The sequence below is a fragment of the Natrinema longum genome, from assembly GCF_017352095.1.
GTDB classification, from domain to species: domain Archaea; phylum Halobacteriota; class Halobacteria; order Halobacteriales; family Natrialbaceae; genus Natrinema; species Natrinema longum.
This window is the reverse complement of sequence record NZ_CP071463.1, coordinates 2,334,549-2,357,527: the sequence shown is the minus strand read 5'-3', so window position 1 is coordinate 2,357,527 and position 22,979 is coordinate 2,334,549. Positions and strand designations below refer to the sequence as shown.

21 protein-coding genes are annotated in these 22,979 nt (G+C 65.2%); 14 read left to right on the top strand and 7 right to left on the bottom strand.

Annotated features, from left to right (window positions below):
• Positions 1–136 precede the first annotated feature (136 nt).
• The 3 genes from J0X27_RS11635 to J0X27_RS18105 all read left to right on the top strand — a co-directional run bounded on the left by J0X27_RS11635 (position 137) and on the right by J0X27_RS18105 (position 4,331).
• Complete coding sequence (locus J0X27_RS11635; protein WP_207269350.1) at positions 137–3,043, top strand: oligosaccharyl transferase, archaeosortase A system-associated; 2,907 nt, start codon at positions 137–139, stop codon at positions 3,041–3,043.
• 93 nt (positions 3,044–3,136) lie between these two features.
• The gene (locus J0X27_RS11630) at positions 3,137–4,078 is read left to right on the top strand and encodes a DUF368 domain-containing protein (protein ID WP_207269349.1); all 942 of its coding nucleotides are present in this window, start codon (positions 3,137–3,139) and stop codon (positions 4,076–4,078) included.
• Positions 4,079–4,196: 118 nt separating this feature from the next.
• Positions 4,197–4,331 (top strand): DUF7503 family protein, encoded by a 135-nt coding sequence (locus tag J0X27_RS18105; RefSeq protein WP_277612558.1) that lies wholly within the window; start codon positions 4,197–4,199, stop codon positions 4,329–4,331.
• Between the two features lie 85 nt (positions 4,332–4,416).
• Here J0X27_RS18105 and J0X27_RS11625 read toward each other — a convergent pair whose 3' ends face one another.
• The 6 genes from J0X27_RS11625 to glpA all read right to left on the bottom strand — a co-directional run bounded on the left by J0X27_RS11625 (position 4,417) and on the right by glpA (position 12,229).
• On the bottom strand, positions 4,417–6,489 hold the full coding sequence (locus J0X27_RS11625) for a hypothetical protein (protein ID WP_207269348.1): 2,073 nt from the start codon (positions 6,487–6,489) through the stop codon (positions 4,417–4,419).
• Positions 6,490–6,554: 65 nt separating this feature from the next.
• Positions 6,555–7,721 (bottom strand): Cdc6/Cdc18 family protein, encoded by a 1,167-nt coding sequence (locus tag J0X27_RS11620; RefSeq protein WP_207269347.1) that lies wholly within the window; start codon positions 7,719–7,721, stop codon positions 6,555–6,557.
• Entirely contained in the window at positions 7,721–9,049 is a 1,329-nt protein-coding gene (locus J0X27_RS11615; RefSeq protein ID WP_207269346.1) for an anaerobic glycerol-3-phosphate dehydrogenase subunit C, read from the bottom strand. The genes J0X27_RS11620 and J0X27_RS11615 overlap by 1 nt, the downstream gene beginning before the upstream one ends.
• A gap of 4 nt (positions 9,050–9,053) precedes the next feature.
• The gene (locus J0X27_RS11610) at positions 9,054–9,215 is read right to left on the bottom strand and encodes a hypothetical protein (protein ID WP_207269345.1); all 162 of its coding nucleotides are present in this window, start codon (positions 9,213–9,215) and stop codon (positions 9,054–9,056) included.
• Positions 9,212–10,519, bottom strand: coding sequence for a glycerol-3-phosphate dehydrogenase subunit GlpB (gene glpB, locus J0X27_RS11605; RefSeq protein ID WP_207269344.1), 1,308 nt, complete (start codon positions 10,517–10,519; stop codon positions 9,212–9,214). The genes J0X27_RS11610 and glpB overlap by 4 nt, the downstream gene beginning before the upstream one ends.
• On the bottom strand, positions 10,520–12,229 hold the full coding sequence (gene glpA, locus J0X27_RS11600; protein WP_207269343.1) for an anaerobic glycerol-3-phosphate dehydrogenase subunit GlpA: 1,710 nt from the start codon (positions 12,227–12,229) through the stop codon (positions 10,520–10,522).
• 291 nt (positions 12,230–12,520) lie between these two features.
• Here glpA and glpK point away from each other — a divergent pair, with 291 nt between their 5' ends.
• The 7 genes from glpK to J0X27_RS11565 all read left to right on the top strand — a co-directional run bounded on the left by glpK (position 12,521) and on the right by J0X27_RS11565 (position 19,302).
• Positions 12,521–14,062, top strand: coding sequence for a glycerol kinase GlpK (gene glpK / locus J0X27_RS11595; protein WP_207269342.1), 1,542 nt, complete (start codon positions 12,521–12,523; stop codon positions 14,060–14,062).
• A 4-nt stretch (positions 14,063–14,066) separates the two neighbouring features.
• The gene (locus J0X27_RS11590) at positions 14,067–15,143 is read left to right on the top strand and encodes a DUF7973 family transport facilitator (RefSeq protein ID WP_207269341.1); all 1,077 of its coding nucleotides are present in this window, start codon (positions 14,067–14,069) and stop codon (positions 15,141–15,143) included.
• Between the two features lie 108 nt (positions 15,144–15,251).
• Positions 15,252–15,935, top strand: coding sequence for an HAD-IIB family hydrolase (locus J0X27_RS11585; protein WP_207269340.1), 684 nt, complete (start codon positions 15,252–15,254; stop codon positions 15,933–15,935).
• An 87-nt stretch (positions 15,936–16,022) separates the two neighbouring features.
• Positions 16,023–16,610: a helix-turn-helix domain-containing protein gene (locus J0X27_RS11580; protein ID WP_207269339.1), complete on the top strand. Its 588-nt coding sequence runs from the start codon at positions 16,023–16,025 to the stop codon at positions 16,608–16,610.
• 46 nt (positions 16,611–16,656) lie between these two features.
• Positions 16,657–17,106 carry a DUF4870 domain-containing protein gene (locus J0X27_RS11575; protein WP_207269338.1) on the top strand — a complete coding sequence of 150 codons (450 nt, stop codon included), beginning with the start codon at positions 16,657–16,659 and terminating at the stop codon, positions 17,104–17,106.
• Between the two features lie 150 nt (positions 17,107–17,256).
• Positions 17,257–18,018, top strand: coding sequence for a creatininase family protein (locus J0X27_RS11570; protein WP_207269337.1), 762 nt, complete (start codon positions 17,257–17,259; stop codon positions 18,016–18,018).
• A 345-nt stretch (positions 18,019–18,363) separates the two neighbouring features.
• Complete coding sequence (locus J0X27_RS11565) at positions 18,364–19,302, top strand: hypothetical protein (protein WP_224214586.1); 939 nt, start codon at positions 18,364–18,366, stop codon at positions 19,300–19,302.
• Positions 19,303–19,338: 36 nt separating this feature from the next.
• Here J0X27_RS11565 and J0X27_RS11560 read toward each other — a convergent pair whose 3' ends face one another.
• Complete coding sequence (locus J0X27_RS11560) at positions 19,339–19,704, bottom strand: hypothetical protein (RefSeq protein WP_207269335.1); 366 nt, start codon at positions 19,702–19,704, stop codon at positions 19,339–19,341.
• A 258-nt stretch (positions 19,705–19,962) separates the two neighbouring features.
• Here J0X27_RS11560 and J0X27_RS11555 point away from each other — a divergent pair, with 258 nt between their 5' ends.
• The 4 genes from J0X27_RS11555 to J0X27_RS11540 all read left to right on the top strand — a co-directional run bounded on the left by J0X27_RS11555 (position 19,963) and on the right by J0X27_RS11540 (position 22,974).
• Positions 19,963–20,298 carry a hypothetical protein gene (locus J0X27_RS11555; protein WP_207269334.1) on the top strand — a complete coding sequence of 112 codons (336 nt, stop codon included), beginning with the start codon at positions 19,963–19,965 and terminating at the stop codon, positions 20,296–20,298.
• Positions 20,299–20,373: 75 nt separating this feature from the next.
• Positions 20,374–21,414: a 4-demethylwyosine synthase TYW1 gene (gene twy1, locus J0X27_RS11550; protein WP_207269333.1), complete on the top strand. Its 1,041-nt coding sequence runs from the start codon at positions 20,374–20,376 to the stop codon at positions 21,412–21,414.
• A gap of 279 nt (positions 21,415–21,693) precedes the next feature.
• The gene (gvpA, locus tag J0X27_RS11545) at positions 21,694–21,915 is read left to right on the top strand and encodes a gas vesicle protein GvpA (protein ID WP_207269332.1); all 222 of its coding nucleotides are present in this window, start codon (positions 21,694–21,696) and stop codon (positions 21,913–21,915) included.
• Between the two features lie 36 nt (positions 21,916–21,951).
• A complete protein-coding gene (locus tag J0X27_RS11540) occupies positions 21,952–22,974 on the top strand; it encodes a coiled-coil domain-containing protein (RefSeq protein WP_207269331.1) in 1,023 nt (340 codons plus the stop codon).
• Positions 22,975–22,979 lie beyond the last annotated feature (5 nt).

The window sequence follows — 22,979 nt, the reverse complement described above, 5'->3', positions numbered from 1 at the left end:
TCGTTCACGTGGGCTCGTTATAACGAGGATCACGGTACTGGGCTGAGCGAGGGGAGAGGTCTATCGGGGAGCGAGTGTCAGCGACTCCACGAGTATATAACAAGACTTATTCTTGGGTTGGGTCTGGTGCAACCTAATGAGTACCGACACAGAACACGTCGAGGACGGGACCGAAACCTCCATCCTCGAGACGTGGCGGGAATGGTATCATCTCCCCGTTCTCGGGGTCGTGATGCTGTTTATGGTCTGGTTGCGAACCCAGGCGTACGGGCGGTTCATCACCGACGACGGCACGCCCGCGCTGGCCGGGATCGACTCGTGGTATCAGTGGCGAACGATCAGCTGGACGGCCGAGAACTATCCACGGACGATGCCCTACGAGGTCTGGACGGGATTCCCGTCCGGAAACTACGTGGGGCAGTTCGGGACGTTGTTCGACCAGCTCATCGTCACCGCGGCGATGATCGTCGGGCTCGGCGATCCGTCCACCGAGACGCTGTACGCCGTTTCTCTGCTCGCGATTCCGGTGATGGCCGCACTCGTGGCGATCCCGGTCTTTTATGCCGGTCGCCGGCTCGGCGGGACGATCGGCGGCATCGTCGCCGTACTCGTCCTCGCGCTCGCGAAGGGACAGTTCCTCGCACGTTCGACGGTCGGACAGCTCGACCACCACGTCGGTGAGGTCCTGTTCATGGCGATCGCCGTCCTCGCGATGATGGTCGCGCTCACCGTGGCGGAACGCGAAAAGCCGATCTACGAACTGGTCGTCGACGGGGACTGGGACGCGCTCCGGACACCCGCCCTCTACAGCGGGCTCGCCGGCCTCGCGCTCACGCTGTACATCTGGGTCTGGCCGTCCGCGGTCCTGCTGATCGGTATCTTCGGCGTCTTCTTCACCGTACAGCTCTGTCTCGATTACCTCCGCGGGATCTCGCCGGATCACGTCGCCTTCGTCGGCGCGGTGAGTCTCGGCGTGACCGCCGTCCTGACGGCACTGTTGATAGAGCGACCCGGTAGTACGAGTTCGACGAGCTTCGGCCTCCTCCAGCCGCTGACGGCCCTTCTCGTCGCCGCTGGCTGTGTCTTCATGGCATGGCTGGCCCGCCAGTGGAACGACCGCGACCTCGAGCGCGCGTACTATCCTGTCGCCGTCGGTGGACTCATCGGCGCAGCGTTGCTGGTGATGTGGCTCGTCCTTCCGGGACTGTTCGACACCATCATCGGAAACGCGACCCGCCGTATGCTCCCGTTCGGTGGAGCGACGACCGACCTCACGATCCAGGAAGCAACGCCACCCGAGGACTTCTTCGGGAGCGTCTTCCGGGAGTTCGGCAGCGCGTTCTATACGATGCTCGCCGGCCTCGCATTCCTCGCGATCCGGCCGCTGTTCGACCGGAAATTACGTGCCGAGCACACCCTGATCATCGTCTGGTCGCTGTTCTTGATCAGCATGGCGGCGACACAGGTTCGCTTCTCGTACTACCTCCTGCTCGCCGTCGCAATCGTCAACGCTGCGTTCGTCGCGGAACTCGTCAGGCTCTTCGATCTGGATCTCACCGGGAGCCTCGAGTCGCTCCGACAGGTCGAAACCTATCAGGTCATCGTCGTCGTCTTAGTCGTGCTCCTCCTGTTCGCACCGTTGTTGCCACCGCTGGCCACGGCGACTGCATGGAGCACTGCCGAGAACACCGAACCGCATGGAAGCGCCACGACCTGGGAGGAGTCGAATCACTGGCTCGCGGAGAACACCCCTGCTCCGGGCAACTACGGCGAGCCGAACAACGCCGATCAACTCGATTACCACGGCGCGTACAGCCCTGGAGACGGTGATTACGAGTATCCGGACGGGTCCTACGGCGTGATGTCGTGGTGGGACTACGGCCACCTGATAACCACGCAGAGCGAACGGATCCCCCACTCGAACCCGTTCCAGCAGAACGCACGATCGTCGTCGGCGTACTTGACTGCGGGCTCCGAGGAACGAGCGGAACTGATCCTCGATGGGATCGCCGCTGGCGGCTCCGTCGCCGACAAATCCGACGCGGAACTCGAGAGCCTCGTCGACGGCAACGAGACCGACGAGGAGATCCGCTACGTGATGATCGACGATCAGATGGCCGGCGGGAAGTTCAGTGCGATTACCCGATGGTCCGGCCCCGAGTACAGGTCGTACGTCGGGAATGAACAGTACCAGGTCGGCAACAACACGAGGGAGTTGCCGAGCATGAACAGCAACTACGACAATACGACGATGGCGTCGCTGTATCTCGATGACGCCACGGGAATGGAACAGTACCGACTCGTCCACGAGAGCGACGAGTACGCGATCGTCGGGAGTATGATGGTACGTGGGACCCCGTACCCGCGGAATTCGCTGCAGCTCACGAGCTCGGGATGGAACAATCAAACGCAGGGGATCCAGCGGCAACTCGCGGCGGCCCGCAGTAACGATGCAGTCACACAGCTGTCCGGTATCCAGCTGTGGGACGCTCACGTTACGTCGTCGGTGAAGACCTTCGAGCGCGTCGAGGGAGCGACGATTACCGGGAGCATCGACGACACGAGCGGGATCGACGCCGCCAACGCGACGGTCGGGACCTCGGTCGAACTCCAGGCCGATACCGGTCGAACGTTCACGTACACACAGCAGACGGAGCTCGCCGAGGACGGTAGCTTCGAGGTGACCGTTCCGTACGCGACCAACGACGCACTCGGCGTCGACGACGGCCACACCAACAGCAGCGTCGAAGCGCTCGGTAATTACAGCGTCGGCGCTGTGGTGCCTGGCGACGATGGCGCTGTCCAGTATCGTGGCGAGACGAGCGTGCCCGAGACCGCCGTCGTCAACGGTGACACAGTCGATGTCGAGCTTTCGGAACTCGAGACGCAGGAGCCAACGGAAGGCAACGAAACGACCGGCAACGAAACCACCGGGACCGACGAGACCACGGAATCGAGCGACTCCGAGTCGACGACCGACGGTGCGACTACCACCGAAACGGCTGAATCGATCACACCCGCCGCAGTCGAACCAGCACACTAACGACGTCGGGATCGGCCCGTCGTCCCTCGAGTCCCGGTTCGGTCGACGCGTGAAGTGAGAAGCCTTTTGCTGCGGAACGAATACCCTCGAGCAATGCGGAAGTTTCTCACGGTGTATTGCAAGGGGTTCGCGATGGGATCGGCCGACGTCGTCCCAGGGGTCTCGGGAGCGACGATCGCACTGATCGTCGGCATCTACGATCGGCTGATTCGGGCGATTACGGCGATCGACCCCCGTTCGTTCCGACCAGCGGTGCGCGTCCACGAGCCGACAGGGCGGGAGGCGCTGCGGACGGAACTCGAGCGGATCGACGCGACGTTTCTGGTGGCACTTGGACTGGGGATCGGGACCGCCATCGTCGCCTTTTCGGAGCTAATGCATACCGCAGTGACCGAGTACCCGGTTCCGACCTATGGCTTCTTTTCGGGATTGATCGGCGCGTCGGCGATCGTGTTGTACGGTGAGATCGAGCAGTGGACGCGCCGCCGTGTCGGCGTCTCGGCCGCGGGGATCGTCGTCGCCGCCGCCGTGACGGGGCTCACCCAGACCACCGTCTCACACGGGCCGGCAATGATCGTGTTGGCGGGAGGGGTTGCGATCTGTGCGATGCTCCTGCCGGGGGTTTCGGGCGCGTTCTTCCTGTTGATACTCGGTCAGTACGAGTACATGACGGGAGTGCCGAGTGCGTTCATCGATGCGCTGGTCGGGCTGTTCGACGGCAACGGGCTCGCGCCCGTCGTCGAGGCTGGAACGGTCATCGCGCTCTTCGGGCTCGGTGTGCTCGTCGGATTGTTCACGATGGCACACGCCGTTCGGCGCGCCCTCGAGGCGTACCGGGCCGCGACGCTCGCCTTCCTGGTGAGTTTGATGGTGGGTGCGTTGCGGCTCCCGGTCACGGAGGTCATGACGAACCTCGGGACGGGACCGCTGGAACGGCCTCTGGTCGCCGTTGCCACGGCCGTCGTCGGTGTCGGTGCCGTGTTGCTGGTCGATCACACCACCGCCGGCCTCGAGTACGAGACCGGCGACACGTAGCGGCAACCGATAACAGGTCGAATCCGTCACTCGGGTCCGAGTTCGGTTCTATTATAATAATTCCTCTCCGGAAGTATAAGATAAATTTATTTCCATCGGCGACAACCAATGGAATGTAATGTCCGCGAAAGACAGCATGAAGGATTACCTCGCACAGCACCCACGAATGATCGGCGCCCTGTTCACCCTGTTCGTCCTGCTTAGTCAGGCCGGCTCGGTGGCAGCAGGAAGCACGTCCCAGATCGGACCGTAACGCGGCGACGAAAATTCAATCAGTTTTGTTCGAAGTGGCGACGAGACGTACCACGATAGCACGACCGGCCAGCAGCGACTCTCGCTTACTCGAGTAATCGCGTTCCGATCCCGTCGTTCCACCGGAGCGTTCCATCGGACAACACCGGCAGTTCGGTCCACGTGAAGTACTCACGAAGCGGTCCCTCTTTCGTTCGCGAAACCGGCGTTTGGCCCGGTGTCAGATGACGGTCCGAGACGGAATCGAGGGTCGAAGCGGTCGCCGTCCCTAATTTGAACTCCTTGGTCGAGTACGACTGGACTGCGAAGTCGAACTGATCTTCGCCACGCGGCTCGAACTCCACGAGCATCGGCGCACCGCCGTCGGACTGGGCGATATCCGCCGATCCGTCCCCGACGATGAGATACTGATCGCCGAGGCCCGCGTTCGTCCGTGCGATCTCGAGTGCGCCCCGGAGCGGGAAGCCGCGGTTGAGCAGGCGAGCCATCGTTTCGCCGGCCTCGACGGCGTTTTCGTTGATGACGTCGGCATACGTGCTGACGCCACCGAACGCCCCCTGACGGGTGAGCGCGAGGCCCTGTTCGTAGGAGCGACAGGCGTTCAAGAAGAAGACGCCGAGGTCGACCGATTCGAGGGTGCGGACGTCGAGGTCGCCGTCGGAACAGCGGAGTCCGTCCTCGACCGCGTGGCCGATGTAGTGAAAGAAGTCGTAGCCGCCGTCGGCCAGCAGTTCGGCGAGCCGATCCGAAGCGATCCCGAACTCCGAGTGGATCTCGAAGGGGAGGTCCGACCGGTTGCCGTAGGTTCCGTCGAGGAGGTCGTGTTCGTCGATCATGCGGGCGTCGTTACAGACGAGCAGGATTTCGATCGATTCGCTCCGTTCGTCGTGATCGAGTTGATTACGGTAGGCCTCGATGGTCGCCTTCGACGCCTGCTGTGGGATGCCGTCGCCGAACCAGGCGTGTTCGACGGACTCGTCGGTCACCGACGGAACGACGAACCTTGCGTTCTCCGCGACCGGTGACGGAGACCGGTACGTCGTCGCGGAGCGAACGAGCCCCGAACTCGGGTCCGGCTGTGGAACCGACTCCGACGTTCGGCCGCGGGGTTCGCGAACGATCCCGAGTTCGTTGACGACGAACGGCAACAGCGTGGCGCTTTCGGGGTCGGATGGAACGTGTGCGGTCAGGGGCCACCGCGGGACGTGGGGTTCGATCAGGTCGAACGGAACGTCGAGATACCGCTCCAGCCGGTGTGGGAGCGACAGGTCGTACGTGTCCGCGAGGTCGAAGGGCAGGTCGTCTTCGAGCGCTGACCGCTCGAGGAGGTCGTACTGGAAGACGCCCTCGGTGCGAGTCAGACAGTCGAGGAAGAAAAACCGTTTCAGAAGGGTGGCGATCTCGTCCTCGAGCGGGCGTCCAGTCGCCAGCGAGTAGTCGAACCGCGGCGTCTCGAGCATCGGTTCCGTGCCCGGCTGAATCGTGGCACCCAAGAAAAACGCGAGCGGGGCGGCCTGATACAGCGACGCGTAATCGGGCGGAACAGTGAGCGTACTGTTGCCCGTCGGTTCGTCGACGGAGTCGGGGATGTCGAGGCGGTCGCCGAGTTCGATCAGCGGCGGATGGCCGCGCAGGGTCGGCCACGTCCGTTCCGGCGAGGTCGTCTGCAAGGCGGAGGGAAGCGCGGAGACGGCGTGCATCATCGATTCGATGTCGGGCGGCGTCGTGATCGTACCGACCGGCTGGTCGTGTGGAGATCGAGCGCCGAGCTCGATCGACGTCGGGCGGTCGGTCGTTATCGTAATCGAGGTGACGCCGATGTCGATCGTTCCGGGTGCGTCGATTCGACAGTAGAGTTTGATCGGGCCGCTCAGACCGACGAACTGGGTTCGATTTTCGAGTCGTGCCGTCTCGCTGGCGTCGAACCTCGCCTCCGTTCGGCCGGTCTCGTCGTGAACCGTGACGGAGTACAGCTGCGTGACGGTGATCGAGTCGGTCTCGAGCCGACAGGTCGAATCCACCGGAAACCCGAACTCGTCCGGCTCCTTGGCGTCGTCGGAGACGGTCCCCGCGGTCTCGATCTGCAAGCGACGGTGTTCGATCGAGTCGTATATTTCGAGCCCCACCGTCTCTGCCATCTCTGTAAACTCGATCGTCATACCCGGTTACACTACTGTTAGCCAGGACTGACAAAATAGATTGCCCATCCACGAACGGCAGTTTATCAGGGCGACTGCGTTCCGGTTTGACTCAACGACCGGAACGCGATCGTCGGGAACCGCGGCTCGACGGTACTGGGCTGTCGACCGCTGCCGGTGTCGCCCGTCGGTACCGGAACCCGCTCGACGATACCCCGATCCGCGAGTTCGTACAGGAACCGTTTGACCGTGCCGGCGGTCAGCGACGATCGATCGGCGATCGACGCTGCGATGTCACGGATCGGGAGATCCGATACCCCGAGCTCGATGAGCGCCAGGAGGACCCGCTGGCGGGTCACCGAGAGCGCGAGCGGACGGCCGACGTGGACACCGTCGTCGGGAACGTCGTTTCGTGCTCGCTCGAGGTGACGGTGTTCGATCCGCTCCGTGTCGTCCCCGCTGGCGAGGACGGCAGCGCCGAACAGGGCCGCGAGCGCGTCGTGTGCGTTCCCGTCCGCCCACGTGGCGAGCCCGCGAACGGCGTCGTGATCGAGCGCCCCCGCGGCGAGCCCCGTCGAGGCGCGTTCGGTGACGACATCGACGAGTTCGTGATCGCGGTAGGCGGGGACGGTGACGGTCGGTCCTCGATGGTCGTCGGGTTCGTGTTGGCCGACTGCGACGGTCGCGACGGAGTCCTCGACCGGGGCCAGCAACTCGCGGACCCGATCGGTGCCGAGGGTTTCGGGCTCGTCGTGGTGATCGATCGCGACGATCGCGTGGTGATCGACGCGGGCGAGCCGATCGGACAGGCGATCGAGCAGTTCGTCGGTCCCGACACCGCTCTCGGGGACGTGGTCGTTCGAGAGCGCCGCCAACACGGCTCGGTAGAACGCGAACGGGCTCTCGACCTGGCGACCGTCGACGGCGACGAACCACGTCGCGGGTCCGGTGTCGCCACCTCGCGTCGTCGTCGCGATCGCGCGATTCGAACCGCTGAACTGCACGTTCAACGCGTCGAACAGCGCAGTCACCACGGCCGAGGTCCCCGACCCCGGCGGGCCGACCACCGCGACCGGCGGCGGTAACTCGCCCTCGAAGATCGGCTCGAGCGCATCGAGCAATTGTTCCAGGACGGGACCGCGACCGACCGGTTCGGGGCGGTGGACGGCGGGACTGAGCTGGTCGCGGTCGACGACGACCTGCCGACCCTGCCGTGCCGATCGCCGGCGAGCGATTCGCTCCTGTAAGTCCATTACTGGGGAGCCGTCTCCGTCCCGACGAGGGCCGCCTCGAGCACCTCGAGGGTGTGGGTGATTTCGTAGCCCGTTCCGTGTTCCATCTGCATCGAGCAGGTTGGACACTCCGTGAGTCCGGTTTTCGCCTCTGACGCTTCCATGTGGTCGAACATTTCCGACCCGATTTCCATGGAGGTTTCGTAATTCTCCGCCTTCCAGCCGTAGGTGCCGGAAATGCCAGAACAGGAGTCACCGACGTCGTGGGCGTCGACGCCGTCGATGGCGGCCAGTAGCTCCGTCGTCTGGCCGTCGAGTCCCTGATTTCGGGCGTGACACGGCGCGTGGTAGGCGAAGTCGTCGAACTCGTCGCCGACCGACGTTCCCTCGAGTTCGCCTTCGAGGTCCTCGTGGACACGCAGGTACTCGACGGCGTCCCAGGTGTTTGCCGCGACGTCTTCGGTCCCGTCGAAGTCGAACAGTTCGGGATACTCCTGGCGAAGCGACATCGAACACGAACTACAGGAGGCGACGATGTCCGCGCCGTCCTCGATGGCCGCGGCGAGTTCCCGGACGTTCGTCTCCGCCGACCGGCGCGCGTCCTCGAGCATGCCGTTGGCGAACATCGGCGTCCCCGAACAGTGCTGATCGGGGACCATGATCTCGTAGCCGAGGTGTTCGTAGACGCGGACCAGCGCTTTCCCCACCTCGGGCGTGTTGTAGTTCGAGTAACAGCCGTGGAAGTAGGCGATCCGCTTGTCCTCGCTCTGGACCTGTGCGCCGCCGCGTGCCGTCCACCACTCGCGGAACGTCTCCGTCGCAAACTCGGGGAACTCCCGTTCGCCCGCGATCCCGAGTACTTTTTCGCCCAGCCACTGCGTCGCGGAGAGGCCCATCACGAAGTTCGTCGTCCGTGGGAACATCGATCCCAGCGGCGCGAGCCGGCGGTAGTTCGCGAGGATCCGGTTGCGGACGTACTCCCGCGAGAATTTGTTCATCTGTTCCTCGACGTACTCCCCTCGAGCGGTGTTGTGCATCTGTGAGAGGGGCACATCGGAGGGACAGGCACTGTCACAGCGCATGCAGTTCGAGCACTTCATCACCGAGTCGTCGATGTCCTGGTCGTCCTGGCGTTTGAGTCGCCACTGCTCGGGTCCCTGGAACTTCGGACCGGGGAACTCGTCGTCGACCTCGGCGACTGGACAGTTGGTGTCGCAGGTCGAGCACTTGTAGCAGTCGTCCGCACCCGGCCGGAGATCCATCTCTTCGGCCTCCGGAAAGACCTGAATCGGCTCGAACTCGTCGTCGCCCGGTGCACCATCGTCGGTCGGCTGTTCTGCATCACTCATCGAATCACCGTTGTGGGTCGGTCGCTGTCGATCGCGTCGTTGGATCGTCGCGGGTCGCTCGTGTGGGGTCGCTCGTGTGGGGTCGCTGCCGGTCGCTCGCGCGCGATGCCTCGAGTCCGAGACGCGAGTCGCGTCTGCGGTCCGCGTCCCGTCGCTCGGCCGTCATCGCCCGGCCTCCGTGCCGGCACGCTGGCCCGCGACGTAGCCCGTCGCGAGCGAGACGCCCGAGCCGGATTTCTCCGCGGCGAAGTCGTAGCCGCCAAGCACCGCACCAGCCGCACGCAGGTTCGAAAACTCGGGTTCGTCGTCGGCGTCGAGCGGTCTGAGTTCGCGGTCGACGGGAAGACCGAACTGTGCGTAGGGGTGCTCGCCGAAGACGTCGTCGACGAACCAGTCGTAGCGGTCCGTCGGGTGGGGGACGTGGCAGTCGAAGATCGGTTCGAACACCCGCTGGCGCTCCGATTCGACGCCCTTGCCGACGAGTCCGCCCGTCGCGAGCACGTACTGGTCGGCACGGTGGGGAACGTCGGCACCGTTGCGGTCGACGACGACGCGGTCGATCCGTTCGGAGCCGTCCGCGTCCGTCCCGTCGACCGCGCTCTCGTAGTCGACCACGGGGACACCCGTCGTCACGCGGACGCCCGCGTCCTCGAGCGCGTCGTAGAGCATGTCTTCGAGTCGCATTCCGGGGAGACTCGGCGGCCCCATCGGAACCTCGAAGACGTCGACGCCGAGTCGGTCCGCGAGGTCGGCCCTGACCTCGTCGGCGTGGTCGTCCCCGAGGATCGCGGGGAAGCCGACGCGGGTTTCGTCCTCGAGATGCCCGCGGACGGTCTCGGCGAGGGCCTCACGGGCCGTGGACTCGCCCGTCGCCGTCGCCACGGCCTCGTCGCGGTCGAGCAGGTGTGCGTAGCGCGTGATCTTCGCGTCGTCCCGGACGATTCCCGGGAAGCGAACGGTCACGCCGCGGGCCGCGAAGGGTGCGCCCGCGGCCTCGAGATGCGATGCCGCCAGCGGGGCCTCGAAGTCCGGCAGCGTCTCGAAGCCGACGAGTACGGTATCGCGGTCGTCGCTCGCGAGGCCGGCGGCAGTCGCGACCGGATATCTGGCGGTCGGTTTGACCGTCCCGCCGTGGGTCGGCACGAGCGCGTTCGCGTCCGTGTGCGACCCGGCGTAGGCCTCGCCCGCGACCCCGTCGAAGAAAGCGAGGGCCTCGCGGACCGCCTCGCCCCCCACGCGCTCGTAGGGGTGCCCATCGGGGAGCTCCTCGAGCGCCGCGAACGGGTCGACGAGCGGGCCGTCGCCGTCCGGCGTGTATCCCAGCACGTCGATCAACCCGCTGGCGTGACGGAGCGTGCTCTGCTTGGCGGAGACGAGTCGTACCTGAACGTCCCGCTGTGCCGCGGCGAGCGCGGCAGTCGTACCGGCGAGGCCACCGCCGATGACGAGGACATCGTCCTCGATGGCCATCTAGCGGCCCCCCCGGGCGGTCTCGGCCTCCTCTCCGCTGGACTGGCCGCCGTCGAACGCGGTGAAGTCGACGTCCCCCGCCGCGCTCGCTGGATCCCGATCGCGGTTCATCGTGGTCGCGTGGAGCGCGTAGTTGAGCATCGCCTGCGAGAGCTGTTCGCCCCACAGCGCGTGCCGTTCGCCCTTCCAGCGTTCCTGAAAGAGTTCGTCGAGCGACGCCCGGACCGTCTCCTCGTCGTACGTCGGGTGGAGCTCGTTGGCCATGTTTTGACAGCAGAACCCGCCCTGGCAGTTCCCCATCGACGCCCGCGTCCGGATTCGAACCGCGTTGAGGTCCGATCCGGACTGTGAGATGGCGTCCTGAATCTCCGCGCGCGTCACGCCCTCACACTGGCAGATTACCGGGTTCGCGTCGTCCGTCTCGAGCACCTCGCTCGCCCGGCTTCCAAGCCGCTGTTTGCTCCGGCGGGCCACCGGCGAGCGCAGCCCGAAGTCGTCCATGCCCGCCTCGAGGGTTTCGATGTTCTCGCTGCCGGGAAGGGGCTCGTCGGCGGTCGCACAGGCGGCGGTCACGCCCAGTTTCTCGCAGACGTGATCCGATATCTCCTCGGCCATCGCCCGGTAGGTGGTGAGCTTCCCGCCGACGATGCTCGCCATCCCGGAGACGCCGTCGCGGTCGGCGTGATCGAGCAAGAAGAAGTCCCGCGTGATGTCGGTCGGGTCCTGCGTGCCGGTCCCCGGGGGCTCGTAGAGCGGGCGGACGCCCCAGAACGAGCGGATGGTTCGGGCCTCCGAGAGGATCGGCACCAGTTCCGAGAGCGTATCGATCATCTGATCGACTTCCCAGCCCTCCTCGGGGTAGTCGTCGGGATCCGAGACCTCCTCGTCGGTCGTCCCGAGGATGGCCGTCGTCTCGTGAGGGACGACGATGTCCGCGTCGCCTTTCGGTCGACAGCGGTTGATCACGGTGTCGACCTGCCGGACGTTCATGATCGTCATCACGCCCTTCGAGGGGCGGACCTCGACCTCGAGATCGGCCATCGCGCCGATCTGGCCGGCCCACGCGCCGGTCGCGTTGACGACGTAGTCGGCGGTGATCTCCTCGGTCGTGCCGGGCGTCTCGTGCGTGCGCTTGCCCGGCCCCGAGTCGTGGCGAACCTCGACCCCGTAGATCTCGTCGCCGTCACGCAGGAGGTCGATCACTTCGGCGTGGGTTTCGACCCTCGCGCCGTGGTTCTCGGCGTCGATCGCGTTCGCGACGCAGAGCCGGAACGGGTCGACCGCGCCGTCGGGGACCTCGATCGCTCGCTTCACGTCGCCCGCGAGGTGGGGTTCGACCTCGCGGGCTTCCCGACCGGACAGCACGCGGGCGGGAATCCCACACTCCCGACACCCCTCGAGTTTCTCCTGAAAGTAGTCGTCCGAGTCCTCGGGACGCTGGACGAACAGGCCACCGGTGGGCTCGACGCAGTGGCCGGCGATCTCCCGGAGGATCTCGTTTTCCTCGATACACTCCGTCGCGCTGGCCTGATCGGAGACGGCGTATCGCCCCCCGCTGTGCAACAGGCCGTGCATGCGGCCGGTCGTTCCGTCTGTGAGAGTTCCTCGCTCGACGAGCGTGACGTCGAGGCCGCGCATCGCCAGATCACGGACGATGCCACACCCGGTCGAGCCGCCGCCGAGAACGAGGACCTCAGTGTCGCGTGCCATTCTGTCACTGGACCCTACGGACACCCGCATCTTTATTTTATCGGCGGTAGGATAACGGCCATAACAATCGGTCGGGAGCGAGAATCACGGCGGTAGTTCGGACCGTCGTCGGACGATATCGGGATCAGCCGCCCCCGAAAATCGTTCGTAATGCACGATACAGTCAGATATAGTTACCAATATGATCTGTAATTTATGGCTTTGGAAACATTTATAATGATCGTAGGGGTTGTTTACTAGTGACACGCCCCCGGCAGTAAAGACGGCGCGTGGAAGTATGGGTGACCACCAATGACAGAGAATACCTACGTCGGCGCAGTAGACCAGGGAACGACGGGGACCCGCTTTATCGTGTTCGATCACGAGGGGCAGGTCGTCGCGAACGCCTACGAGAAACACGAACAGATCTACCCGGAACCGGGCTGGGTCGAACACGACCCGATGGAGATCTGGGAGAACACCAAAGACGTCATTCAGCAGGCGCTCGGGCAGGCAGGCGTCAGCCCGGACCAGCTCGAGGCCATCGGCGTGACCAACCAGCGCGAGACGACGCTGCTGTGGGACGCCGACTCCGGTCGGCCGGTCCACAACGCCATCGTCTGGCAGGACCGCCGAACCACCGACCGCGTCGAACAACTCGAAGAAGACGGGCTCGTCGAGACCATCCGCGAGAAGACCGGGCTCGAGGCCGACGCCTACTTCTCGGCGACGAAAGCCGAGTGGCTGCTCGAGAACGCCGATCCGATCAAACTCGAGCGCTCCCGCCCCGAGGACATCCGCGACCGCGCGGAGAACGGCGAGGTCCTGTTCGGAACGATCGACACGTGGTTGATCTACAACCTCACGGGCGAGCACATCACCGAGGTCACGAACGCCTCGCGGACGATGCTGTACAACATTCACGACCTCGAGTGGGACGACGACCTGCTCGCGGAGTTCGACATCCCCGCGGAGATGCTGCCGGAGGTCCGCCCCTCGAGTGACGACGCCACCTACGGCGCGACCGATCCCGAGGGCTTCCTCGAGGCCGAGGTTCCGGTTGCGGGTGCGCTGGGCGACCAGCAGGCGGCGCTGTTCGGCCAGACCTGTTTCGATGCCGGCGACGCGAAGAACACCTACGGGACCGGCTCGTTCTTCCTGATGAACACCGGTAGCGAGGCCGTCGAGAGCGATCACGGCCTCCTGACGACGATCGGCTTCCAGCGCTCGGGCGAAGACGTCCAGTACGCCCTCGAGGGATCGATCTTCATCACGGGCGCGGCGATCGAGTGGCTCGAGGACATGTCGCTGATCGACAACCCCGCCCAGACGGCGGAACTCGCCCGCAGCGTCGACTCGACGGACGGCGTCTACGTCGTCCCCGCCTTCACCGGGCTGGGTGCACCCCACTGGGACCAGCGCGCACGCGGTACCATCGTCGGGATGACCCGCGGCACGCGGAAGGAACACGTCGTTCGTGCGACGCTCGAGTCGATCGCCTACCAGACCCGCGACGTCGCGGAGGCGATGGAGGCGGACTCGGGCATCGAGATGCGCTCGCTGAAGGTCGACGGCGGGGCGGTCAAGAACAACTTCCTCTGTCAGCTCCAGTCGGACATCATCGGCTCGGAGATCGTCCGTCCGGTCGTCGACGAGACGACGGCGCTTGGCTCGGCCTACGCGGCCGGCCTCGCCGTCGACTACTGGAGCGATCCCGACGAACTGCGGAGCAACTGGCAGGTCGACGCGGAGTTCGAGCCGAAGATGGACTCGAAGACGGCCGACCGGCGGTACGACCGCTGGAGCGACGCCGTCGAACGATCGCGCGACTGGGCACGCGACGCGGAGGAATAATTCCATGTACGGGACGCTCCTCCAGGTACCAGTCATCGGCATGGAATTCGAGCGGTTCGCCGTGCTGCTCATCGCTTCCCTCGCCGGCGGCGCGTTCGGTGCGGCGCTCGGTGCGTTGCCCTCGTTCGTCTTCACGGGCTTCGTCGTCTTCCTCGGCGAAGGGATCGCCATTCTGCAGCGAGAAATCGGTAGTAGCCTCGACGTCGCCGGAGCAGGAGATATCGCGACCGGTGTGACCGGAACGATCGGCTTCGGCGCGGTCACCGGCCCCCACATCGCCTTCGCCGGCGGCGTCGCCGCGACTGCCTACGCCGGTCGGAAGTATCCCGAGATGGAGCCCGACGACTGGGATTACCACTTCGGGAAGAACATCCTGTACGCGTTCGGAACCAAACCCGACATCCTCGCAGTCGGTGCGATCTTCGGCGTCGTCGGGATGCTCATCACCCGGGTTATGGGCGGTCTCGGGTTCCCGACGGACAACATCGCGCTCTCGGTCGTCGCGACAGCGTTCCTCGCCCGCATCGTGTTCGGCTACCCGATCGTCGGCAAGGTCGGCGGCTCGAGCCTTCTCGACATGTCTCCGTTCGAACGCGAGGAGAAACGCGTGGCGGCCGACGGCGGCACCGAGACGAGTCGGCTGGCGACCGAACCCTGGCTGCCCCACCAGTACAAGTGGTCCGGCGTGACCGCGATCGGTCTCGTCGGGGGGCTGCTCGGCGGCTTCATCTGGCTCAGGACGGGGAGTATCTTCATGGGCTACGCGATTTCCGCGATGAGCCTGTTGTTCCTCAACCTCGGCGTGGAGAAGATTCCGGTTACCCACCACATCACGCTCCTGGGTGCCGTGGGTGCGGTCATCGCGATGCCCGCCATCGGCAGCGAGCCGGCCGCACTGCTCGCCGCCGGCGCGTTCGGCGCGATCAGCGGCCTCGTCGGCGAACTGAGTCAGCGCGTGTTCTACTCCCACTCCGGGACGCACGTCGACCCGCCGGCGATGGCGATCGCGGCGTTCATGTTCGTGCTCGGGCTCCTCTATCTAGCCGGGCTGTTGCCTAACGCGGGCTATCTCGCCCTCTAGACGATCTCGACCGGCGTGGCCGCTCCCGAGGCGATGGGACGGCCACCCGTCGAGACTCGCCTCGACGCAACCGACTCTTTTAGGGCACTCAGCCCTCGAGTACCGGCCATGAGAGCCGACCCGCCGCTCGTCCTCGACATCGACGGCACGCTGACCCGCCTCGAGGGGTGGGGAATCGATCCCCGCGTTTTCGACCCCCTCCGGGAGTGGGACGCGCCCGTCGTGATCGCCACCGGAAAGGCCTTCCCCTATCCCGTCGCCCTCTGTCACTTCGTCGGGATCCCCGAACTCGTCGTCGCGGAAAACGGCGGCGTCGTCTACACCGGCGACGACGTCTTCTTCACCGCCGATCGGGAGGCCGCCAGAGCGGTCGTCGAGGAGTACCGGGCCGCCGGCTACGACCTCGGCTGGGGCACGGAAGATACGGTCAACCGCTGGCGCGAGACCGAAATCGCCGTCAATCTCGAGCAGCCGATCGAACCGCTGCGCGAGATCGCCGCCGAGTACGGCCTCGAGGTGATCGACACGGGTTATGCCTACCACGTCAAGGACGCCGACCCGAACAAAGGCGAGGGGATCGCGCGGATCGCCGATCACGTCGGGGTCGACCTCGCGGACTGCGTCGCCGTCGGTGACTCGATCAACGACGTCTCGACGTTCGAGACCGTCGGTCGCGGGTTCGCTGTCGGAAACGCCGACGAGGCGGCGAAAGCGGCCGCAGACGAGGTACTCGAGGAACGCCACGCCGACGGGACCCTCGCCGTCCTCGAGCGGGTTCGCGGAACGATGTGACGGGGTTTCGGGGCCGCGAACCGCTGATTCACGGCCGCGAAATGCGCTCCTACTTTTATGTCCCTCCTGGAGACAATCCGAACTACCGTGTCCGCCCTTCCGAACTGGATCGACGACCGGATCGACAGGAACCTCGACAACACGTTGACCCAACAGCACGTCGTCGAGACGATGTTCGAGTCCGAGCGGCCGTTCTTCTCGATTCGACAGCTGCAAGCGCGCGTCAAGCCGGACATCAGCAAGGCGACCGTTCGGAACCGCCTCAACGAATTACAGGAGATCGACGTCGTCGCCACCGAGACGTATCCGGAGTCGGTGACGCTGTACTACATCGATTATCCGGAGTCGGACTGGCCCCTGTCGCCGGAGGGGAAACGGGCGCTCGTGACCGACTCCCCGCTGGACCGGCTCTCCACGCGGGACTTTCTCACGATGCGGGATACGGCCGGCATCCGGACGCTCGTGCTCGCCGGGTTCCAGTTGACGCTCGTGGCGTTCGCGCTCGGCGGCGTACTGACCGTCGTCGGCGCGGATATCGGCACGCAGAGCGATATCGTCCTCTGGGATACGGCCGCCGACCTGCTCGGGATCAGCCTCCTGTTGTTGCTCACCGAACGGCTGGCACGCTGGGTGCGTTCCCGAGACGGCCCGCTCGACGCGCTCTCGGCCGACTGAACCGACGAGATGACCGACCGACGATTACGATAGAGACACGATACGCATGTCCTCGAACACACAGACGCCGAATCACGGACCGGAACTGCTCGCTGACCGTTCGATCGCCGGAATCGCCGTCCATCCGCTGGCCCTCTTCACTGGGATCATCGGTGCCGGCTTCGTCTACGTCGTCTCGACGAACGAGTTTACGAGGGCGAACGCGCGAAACGCGCTCAACTGGCACCTCTCGATCCTCGTCCTCAGCGTCGTCGCCGTCGTGACGTTCCTCCTCGGTGCCGACGAGCTGACGGTCGCCGGCGAGGCGATGGAGTTGTCGGTGCTTCCCACACCGCTCGAGACGGTCGCCGGCCTCGTCGGAACGGTACTGTTGCTGGCAGCAGGGTTCGCGTGGCTGCTCACGGGCCTCTTTACGGCGATCGCCACGGTCAAAGCGATCTTCGGGACGCCGTGGGAATACCCCCTCGCACGCGACATCGTCACGGCCGACACCTGACCGAGACGAGCGGACACCGATAGATCGCCCGCGAGAGGGCAGTCGTCGGGTGCAACGACGCCACCACGAGCAGTATTCGATTACCGTACTCCCATCTCACGCACCGTTCTCCCACAAGGTTTTCACTCCAGCTGAAATAAGACCGAACGCATGTCTTCTCGTCGGTCACTACTCCTCGAGGAGATGGTATGGCCGGAGGTCGAATCGGCACTCGAAAACGGGACGCGGACGGCGATCGTGGCTATCGGCTCGATCGAACAGCACGGGCCACATCTGCCGCTGAATATGGACACGCTGGACGGGGACGAACTCTCTCGTCGGATCGCGAGGGAACTCGGCGATGCTCTCGCTGCACCCACGATCCGCCCTGGCTGTTCCGGCCACCATATGGAGTTCCCTGGCACGATTACAGTCCCTCCCGAAACGCTGATGGACGTGATTCGCTCGTATTGCCGCTCGCTCGACGAACACGGCTTCGAGCACATCGTATTGGTGCCGACTCACGGCGGCAACTTCGGCCCAGTCAAGACCGTCACACCGGATATAGCACGTGAGATCGACGCCAGCGTGATTCCGCTTGCCGACCTCGACGAACACATGCAGCTACTGAACGAGGGGCTCAGTGAGGCAGGCATCGAATACGACCAAGACGTGATTCACGCCGGGGCGGCCGAGACGGCGATCGTGTTAGCACTCGAGGAGGGGCTGGTCAGAACGGAGAACCTCGAGCGCGGTCACGAAGGGTCGATTGCGACCGCTCGCCTACTCAGCGAGGGGTTCAAAACCATCACCGAGAACGGCGTGCTCGGAGATCCAAACGAGGCAACCGCCGAAGCCGGCGAACGGATCATCGAAACGGTCGTGAGTTCGTACGTCGATCACGTCGAGACGGAACGAAAGACGGTGGGTTGACGTGTCGTCTCCGTACCGTCCGACCGCGCCTCGAGCGCGATCGCTATCCGACCCGTTCCGTCCGGCAGGAGGGCCGTCCCCCCACCAGTCTCGCGGCTGTCCCGGCAGTCCACGATCCCATTTCGGTCCGGAGTGCCCTCCACAGCGGGGACCTGCCCCGTCGAGGAGGAGTTCGGCTCGAGTGCCGTGAGCTGCCGTTTCGCGGCCGTGAATCGGCGGTTCGCGGCCGCGAAATTCGGATCCGGGTTTACGTATCCGTGACTGCTCGGGGCAACTGCAATGTTCGGACTCCGAAATCGGTCCCCCCGACAGCGCGATAGCGAGTCATCGACGACGACCACCGCCGTGAGCCGGCGGCGCGTCCTCCAGGGCGGTGCGGTCACGACAGTACTGACCACCGCCGGATGCCTGGGCGACACGCTCACTGCCGACGACGACGCGGCCGGCGACGACGGCTCGACTGATGACGGCTCGAGTAGCGACGACGACTCGACGAACGCCGAAGGTGACGACGCGGACAGCGACGAACCGGCGGCTCTCGAGGACGAACTGCGGCCACTCATCGACGACTATCTCGATGCGGCCGCCGCCGAAGACACCGAGACGATCGCGACGCTCAGCCACGGCTCGAGTCCGCTTCATCCCGGTGACTGGGAAGAGGCCGGCTGGGAGTTCCAGGGCGACGCCTACGCGGACGTCGACGGTTACGAGATCGAACGCGTGGCCGAGGACGCCGCCGTCGAGGACGTCTCCGACCTGGAGTTCGTCGAGTTCTGGTTCGAAGACGACGGGCTCGCCGAGGCGATCGGCTCGGAAGAGATCGCGATCGTCGAGGTTGCGTCCGACGACCTCGAGGCCGAAGACCTCGACGTGTGGGTGTTCGTCACGGAGGACGAGGAGTGGAAGGTCTTCTTCGTCGGTACCGAAGACGAGACGCCGGCGGATCCGACGGAGGCGTTCGAAGAGCCAATCGAAGACGAGGAGAACGACGTCGTCGCGAAGATCGACTGGGAGTTCGACCAGGACAATCTCGGCGAGGAGACGGAGTGGGCACGGGTCCACCTCACCGACTCCCCGGGCGTCGACGCCGACACCGTTCGCATCGAGTCGACGATCGCCGGCACGGAGATGGAATTCTACAACGACGAAACCGGCGCGGCCTCGTCGACCTGGGCGGGCGCGACCGGAACCGTCGAACTGAATCCGGACGGCGACCAGATCGTCGTGACCGCGATCGACGGGGACGACGAACGGGTCGTTCACCGCCAACACTACGAGCCCTGAGATCGGTCGCTTCGATCGACGACGGAATCGCTCTCGTTAGCTACTCCCCGTGCTCGAGTCGTTCCCGCCCGTGCTGTCGGCGAACTCGTCGGTTTCGTCCTCGGCCGAGGACCGAACGTCGTCCATGTCGAACCCGGTGCCGACTTGCTCCTCGTCGATGGCCCGATCGAGGGTTTCTTTCTCGGTGACCGCGCTCAGTCCCGTCTCCTCGACCGCGGACTGAATCTCACCGCCATCGATCGCCGAATCGACGGGGCCGTCGCTCGTCGACGATTTCAGGGCGCGTCGAACGATCAGATATCCCGCCAGCGCCGCGCCGCCCGAGGCGACCGCGCCCGGAATCCCGTATCGTTTGTAGCCGAAAGTGACCGCTTTCTTGCCGACCGTGTAGGCACCGATCATACGAGACGGTCGGGCCGGCGCGCGGAAGAACACGCGGCTTTCGTACGGAAGCGGGCACGGAACGGCGACGAGAGCGCTCGAGCATGCCGGTCACCGTCCACCGCCCTCGAAGCCCGATCTCGCGTCCGGAATCGGGCTGCAGACGCCGGTCCCGTATTCCCGGAGACGGGGCACCGGACGTGACTGGGCACGTCGCAAACGCGGCGAGCGACCCGGCGAATCGTCACACTGACTTACAGCCGGCGGTACGACTCGACTATGGGCACGCTACAGGCGGCCGCCGTCGCCGTCGTGGGGTTCGCGATCGTCCTCGGCTGTGGAGTCGCCGTCTACCGGGACGCGACCCGGCTCGCGCTCTCGCGACCGGGACTGTGGGCCGCCCTCGTGGTCGTCACCTGCGGGAGCGGGCTCGCCGTGTACCTGGGCCCCCCGGACGTGCCGATTCCCGGCTTACTCGTGATCGTCATCGCGGGCCCGGCGCTGTACCTGTTCGAGCGGGACGACGCCAGACACGGCGACGAGCCCGCCGATCCACACGCGCTCCCGAACGGTCCCGACGACGAGTCCTCGAGGGAGCGCCGCGGCGAGGAGTAGGTCGCCGGGCGCGACCGCCGATCGGGAGCCACCGACCACACGCCTTTTGCCCTCGCCGATGCAACGACTGGCAACATGAGCGACTCCGCGAATCCCGGGCGCGAAGGGGCCAGCGCCGATACCACTACCGACGCTGCCGACGGCGACGGTAGCGGAGCGGCACAGGTCTCGAGTCCGGACTACCACAGCGAGAACCACACGGCCGCCCAGACCTGTGGCTGGACGGCCAACGCCATGCGCGGCGAGGGGAAGTGTTACAAGAACATCTTTTACGGGATCGAATCCCACCGCTGTATCCAGATGACCCCCGTCGTGCGGTGTAACGAGCGCTGTGTCTTCTGCTGGCGCGATCATCAGGGCCACTCCTACGAGATGGACGACGTCCAGTGGGACGACCCCGAAGCGGTGGTCGACGCCTCGATCGACCTCCAGAAGAAGTTGCTCTCGGGCTTTGGCGGCAACGAGGAGGTCCCTCGCGAGGTGTTCGAGCAGGCGATGGAGCCCCGTCACGTCGCCATCTCGCTGGACGGCGAGCCGACCCTCTATCCCTACCTGCCCGAACTCATCGAGGCCTTCCACGATCGGGACATCACCACCTTCCTCGTCTCGAACGGCACCCGCCCCGAGGTCCTCCGCGAGTGTGACCCGACCCAACTCTACGTCAGCGTCGACGCCCCCGAGCGCCACACCTTCGATCAGGTCGTCGGCGCGATGGAGGACGACGCCTGGGAGAACCTCCTCGAGACGATGCACGTGCTCGCCGAGAAAGACGACACCCGAACCGTGCTCCGGACGACGCTCGTCAAGGGCGAGAACATGCACAATCCGGACTGGTACGCCGGATTCTACCAGCAGGCCGATCCCGACTTCGTCGAGTTGAAGGCGTACATGCACGTCGGTCACTCGCGGGGCCGACTCGACCGATCCGCGATGCCCGACCACGACGAGGTCGTCGAATTCGCCGAGGACGTTCGGGAACACATGCCCGGCTTCGAAGAAGTGATGGGCGTGCCGGCCTCCCGCGTCGCCCTCCTCTCGAAGACCAAAGACACGTGGGTCCCGAAACTACAGAAGGGCAGCGAGTTCTGGGAGCGCGACCCGGTCACGGGCGACTGAGTCCGGTTCTCGAGTCCGATTACGACCGAGTCGCTCGAGAGAGGGATCTCGTCCCGACATAGTTCGAGGAGGGGTACTCCCTCCTGAGCGGAGGGACGACTCATCGTTCTATCACGTGTCGAATCACTCACCGAGAGTGATAGCTGTGAGATCGATTACACCAGCGGAACGGCGACGATCGTGAATTCCCGCCGCAGATCCGCTCGGAAGCCCCGCTCCAACATAGGGAGCCCGAAACCTTTTTATATAACTTTCCTTAGCAGTCGTTGGATCATACAGATGGCACAACCTGATTCGTCAAGTCTCGCTGAAGTACTCGATCGCGTCCTCGACAAGGGCGTCGTCGTCGACGCCTTCGCACGGATCTCGCTGGTCGGGATCGAAATCCTGACCGTCGAGGCACGCGTCGTCGTGGCATCGGTCGACACCTTCCTCCACTATGCGGAGGAAATCGCGAAGATAGAACAGGCGGAACTGGCCGCAACGGCACCCGAAGCGTAGCGCCGTTTCCCTCGGGGGAACACCCGTTTTTTACTCATGAGTGTCTCACAAAAACGACGAGAGTACAGGAACCGACGCGGCTACCTCGAGACGACCCTCGAGGAGTTCGACGCCTACACCGCGGCGTTCGCCGCGGACGTCGAAGCGAAGCAGTCGTCGATGGACGACGCCCGCGAAGCGGCGGACGAACTCGCCGCGGAGTTCGCGAGGGCCGGCGACGCGTTCGACGCGTCGGTAGCGGCGTTCGCCGAAGACGTCGCGACCCGCCGGGCCGAGATGGAGTCGGCCGGAAACGCGTTCGACGAGTACGCCCGCGCCCTCGAGGAGGACCTCGAGGCGAACCGATCCGAGACGGACGCGCTCGCCCAACGGATGGCTGCCGACGCCGAACGGATCCGCGAGGAGGCCGCGGCGACGGGCGATCCGACCGCGTTCCTGGCCGACGTCGACGCGCTCGTCGCGGCGTTCGAATCGACGCGAACGGCGTTTACCGACGCGACCGAGCGCCTCGCGGCCGATCGCGAGGCGTTTCGGGAGGGCGTCGCGGCGAACGTCGAGGGAATCGCGGACAAACGGGCGGCGTTCGAGTCGTTCACCCGCGAGTTCTACGGCGAAGACGCCCTCGAGACGACGGCGTCGGCCGGAACGACCGAGAGGGACGGCGAAGGGTCCTCGAAGCCAACTCCCGACGATGGTTCGGCGACGGCCGACGAGGTGTCCGAACCGACGGAGGAAGAATCGACCGACGAGCAGGACACCGCAACCGACCAATTGGACGATGTCGAGCCCAACGCGACGACCACCGCGGCGTCGAGCGACGACACGGGATCGGCCGAGCAGCCCGACGGCAGCGACGCCGTCGGCGACGAAGCGGCCTCGGCCGAGGCGTTCGAGCAACGGCTGCGGGAACTCCAGTACGGCAAGCTCAAGCAGGCCGCAAACCGGGTCGGATACGACGGGAACCTCAACGCCGCCAAAAAGGACGAACTGGTCGCCTTCCTGGTCCACCACCGTGCGGAACTCGAGGAGGCATTCACCGATGATGGGACCGAGGACTAACGGGG

Coding starts and splice junctions, on each gene's coding strand:
- J0X27_RS11610 (WP_207269345.1), bottom strand. CDS start 9,215: ATGACGGCCGAGCGACGGGACGCGGACCGCAGACGCGACTCGCGTCTC.
- J0X27_RS11625 (WP_207269348.1), bottom strand. CDS start 6,489: ATGACGATCGAGTTTACAGAGATGGCAGAGACGGTGGGGCTCGAAATA.
- J0X27_RS11540 (WP_207269331.1), top strand. CDS start 21,952: ATGAGTGTCTCACAAAAACGACGAGAGTACAGGAACCGACGCGGCTAC.
- glpA (WP_207269343.1), bottom strand. CDS start 12,229: ATGGCACGCGACACTGAGGTCCTCGTTCTCGGCGGCGGCTCGACCGGG.
- J0X27_RS11585 (WP_207269340.1), top strand. CDS start 15,252: ATGAGAGCCGACCCGCCGCTCGTCCTCGACATCGACGGCACGCTGACC.
- twy1 (WP_207269333.1), top strand. CDS start 20,374: ATGAGCGACTCCGCGAATCCCGGGCGCGAAGGGGCCAGCGCCGATACC.
- glpB (WP_207269344.1), bottom strand. CDS start 10,519: ATGGCCATCGAGGACGATGTCCTCGTCATCGGCGGTGGCCTCGCCGGT.
- J0X27_RS11635 (WP_207269350.1), top strand. CDS start 137: ATGAGTACCGACACAGAACACGTCGAGGACGGGACCGAAACCTCCATC.
- J0X27_RS11615 (WP_207269346.1), bottom strand. CDS start 9,049: ATGAGTGATGCAGAACAGCCGACCGACGATGGTGCACCGGGCGACGAC.
- J0X27_RS11560 (WP_207269335.1), bottom strand. CDS start 19,704: ATGATCGGTGCCTACACGGTCGGCAAGAAAGCGGTCACTTTCGGCTAC.
- J0X27_RS11570 (WP_207269337.1), top strand. CDS start 17,257: ATGTCTTCTCGTCGGTCACTACTCCTCGAGGAGATGGTATGGCCGGAG.
- J0X27_RS18105 (WP_277612558.1), top strand. CDS start 4,197: ATGTCCGCGAAAGACAGCATGAAGGATTACCTCGCACAGCACCCACGA.
- gvpA (WP_207269332.1), top strand. CDS start 21,694: ATGGCACAACCTGATTCGTCAAGTCTCGCTGAAGTACTCGATCGCGTC.
- glpK (WP_207269342.1), top strand. CDS start 12,521: ATGACAGAGAATACCTACGTCGGCGCAGTAGACCAGGGAACGACGGGG.
- J0X27_RS11555 (WP_207269334.1), top strand. CDS start 19,963: ATGGGCACGCTACAGGCGGCCGCCGTCGCCGTCGTGGGGTTCGCGATC.
- J0X27_RS11575 (WP_207269338.1), top strand. CDS start 16,657: ATGTCCTCGAACACACAGACGCCGAATCACGGACCGGAACTGCTCGCT.
- J0X27_RS11630 (WP_207269349.1), top strand. CDS start 3,137: ATGCGGAAGTTTCTCACGGTGTATTGCAAGGGGTTCGCGATGGGATCG.
- J0X27_RS11590 (WP_207269341.1), top strand. CDS start 14,067: ATGTACGGGACGCTCCTCCAGGTACCAGTCATCGGCATGGAATTCGAG.
- J0X27_RS11620 (WP_207269347.1), bottom strand. CDS start 7,721: ATGGACTTACAGGAGCGAATCGCTCGCCGGCGATCGGCACGGCAGGGT.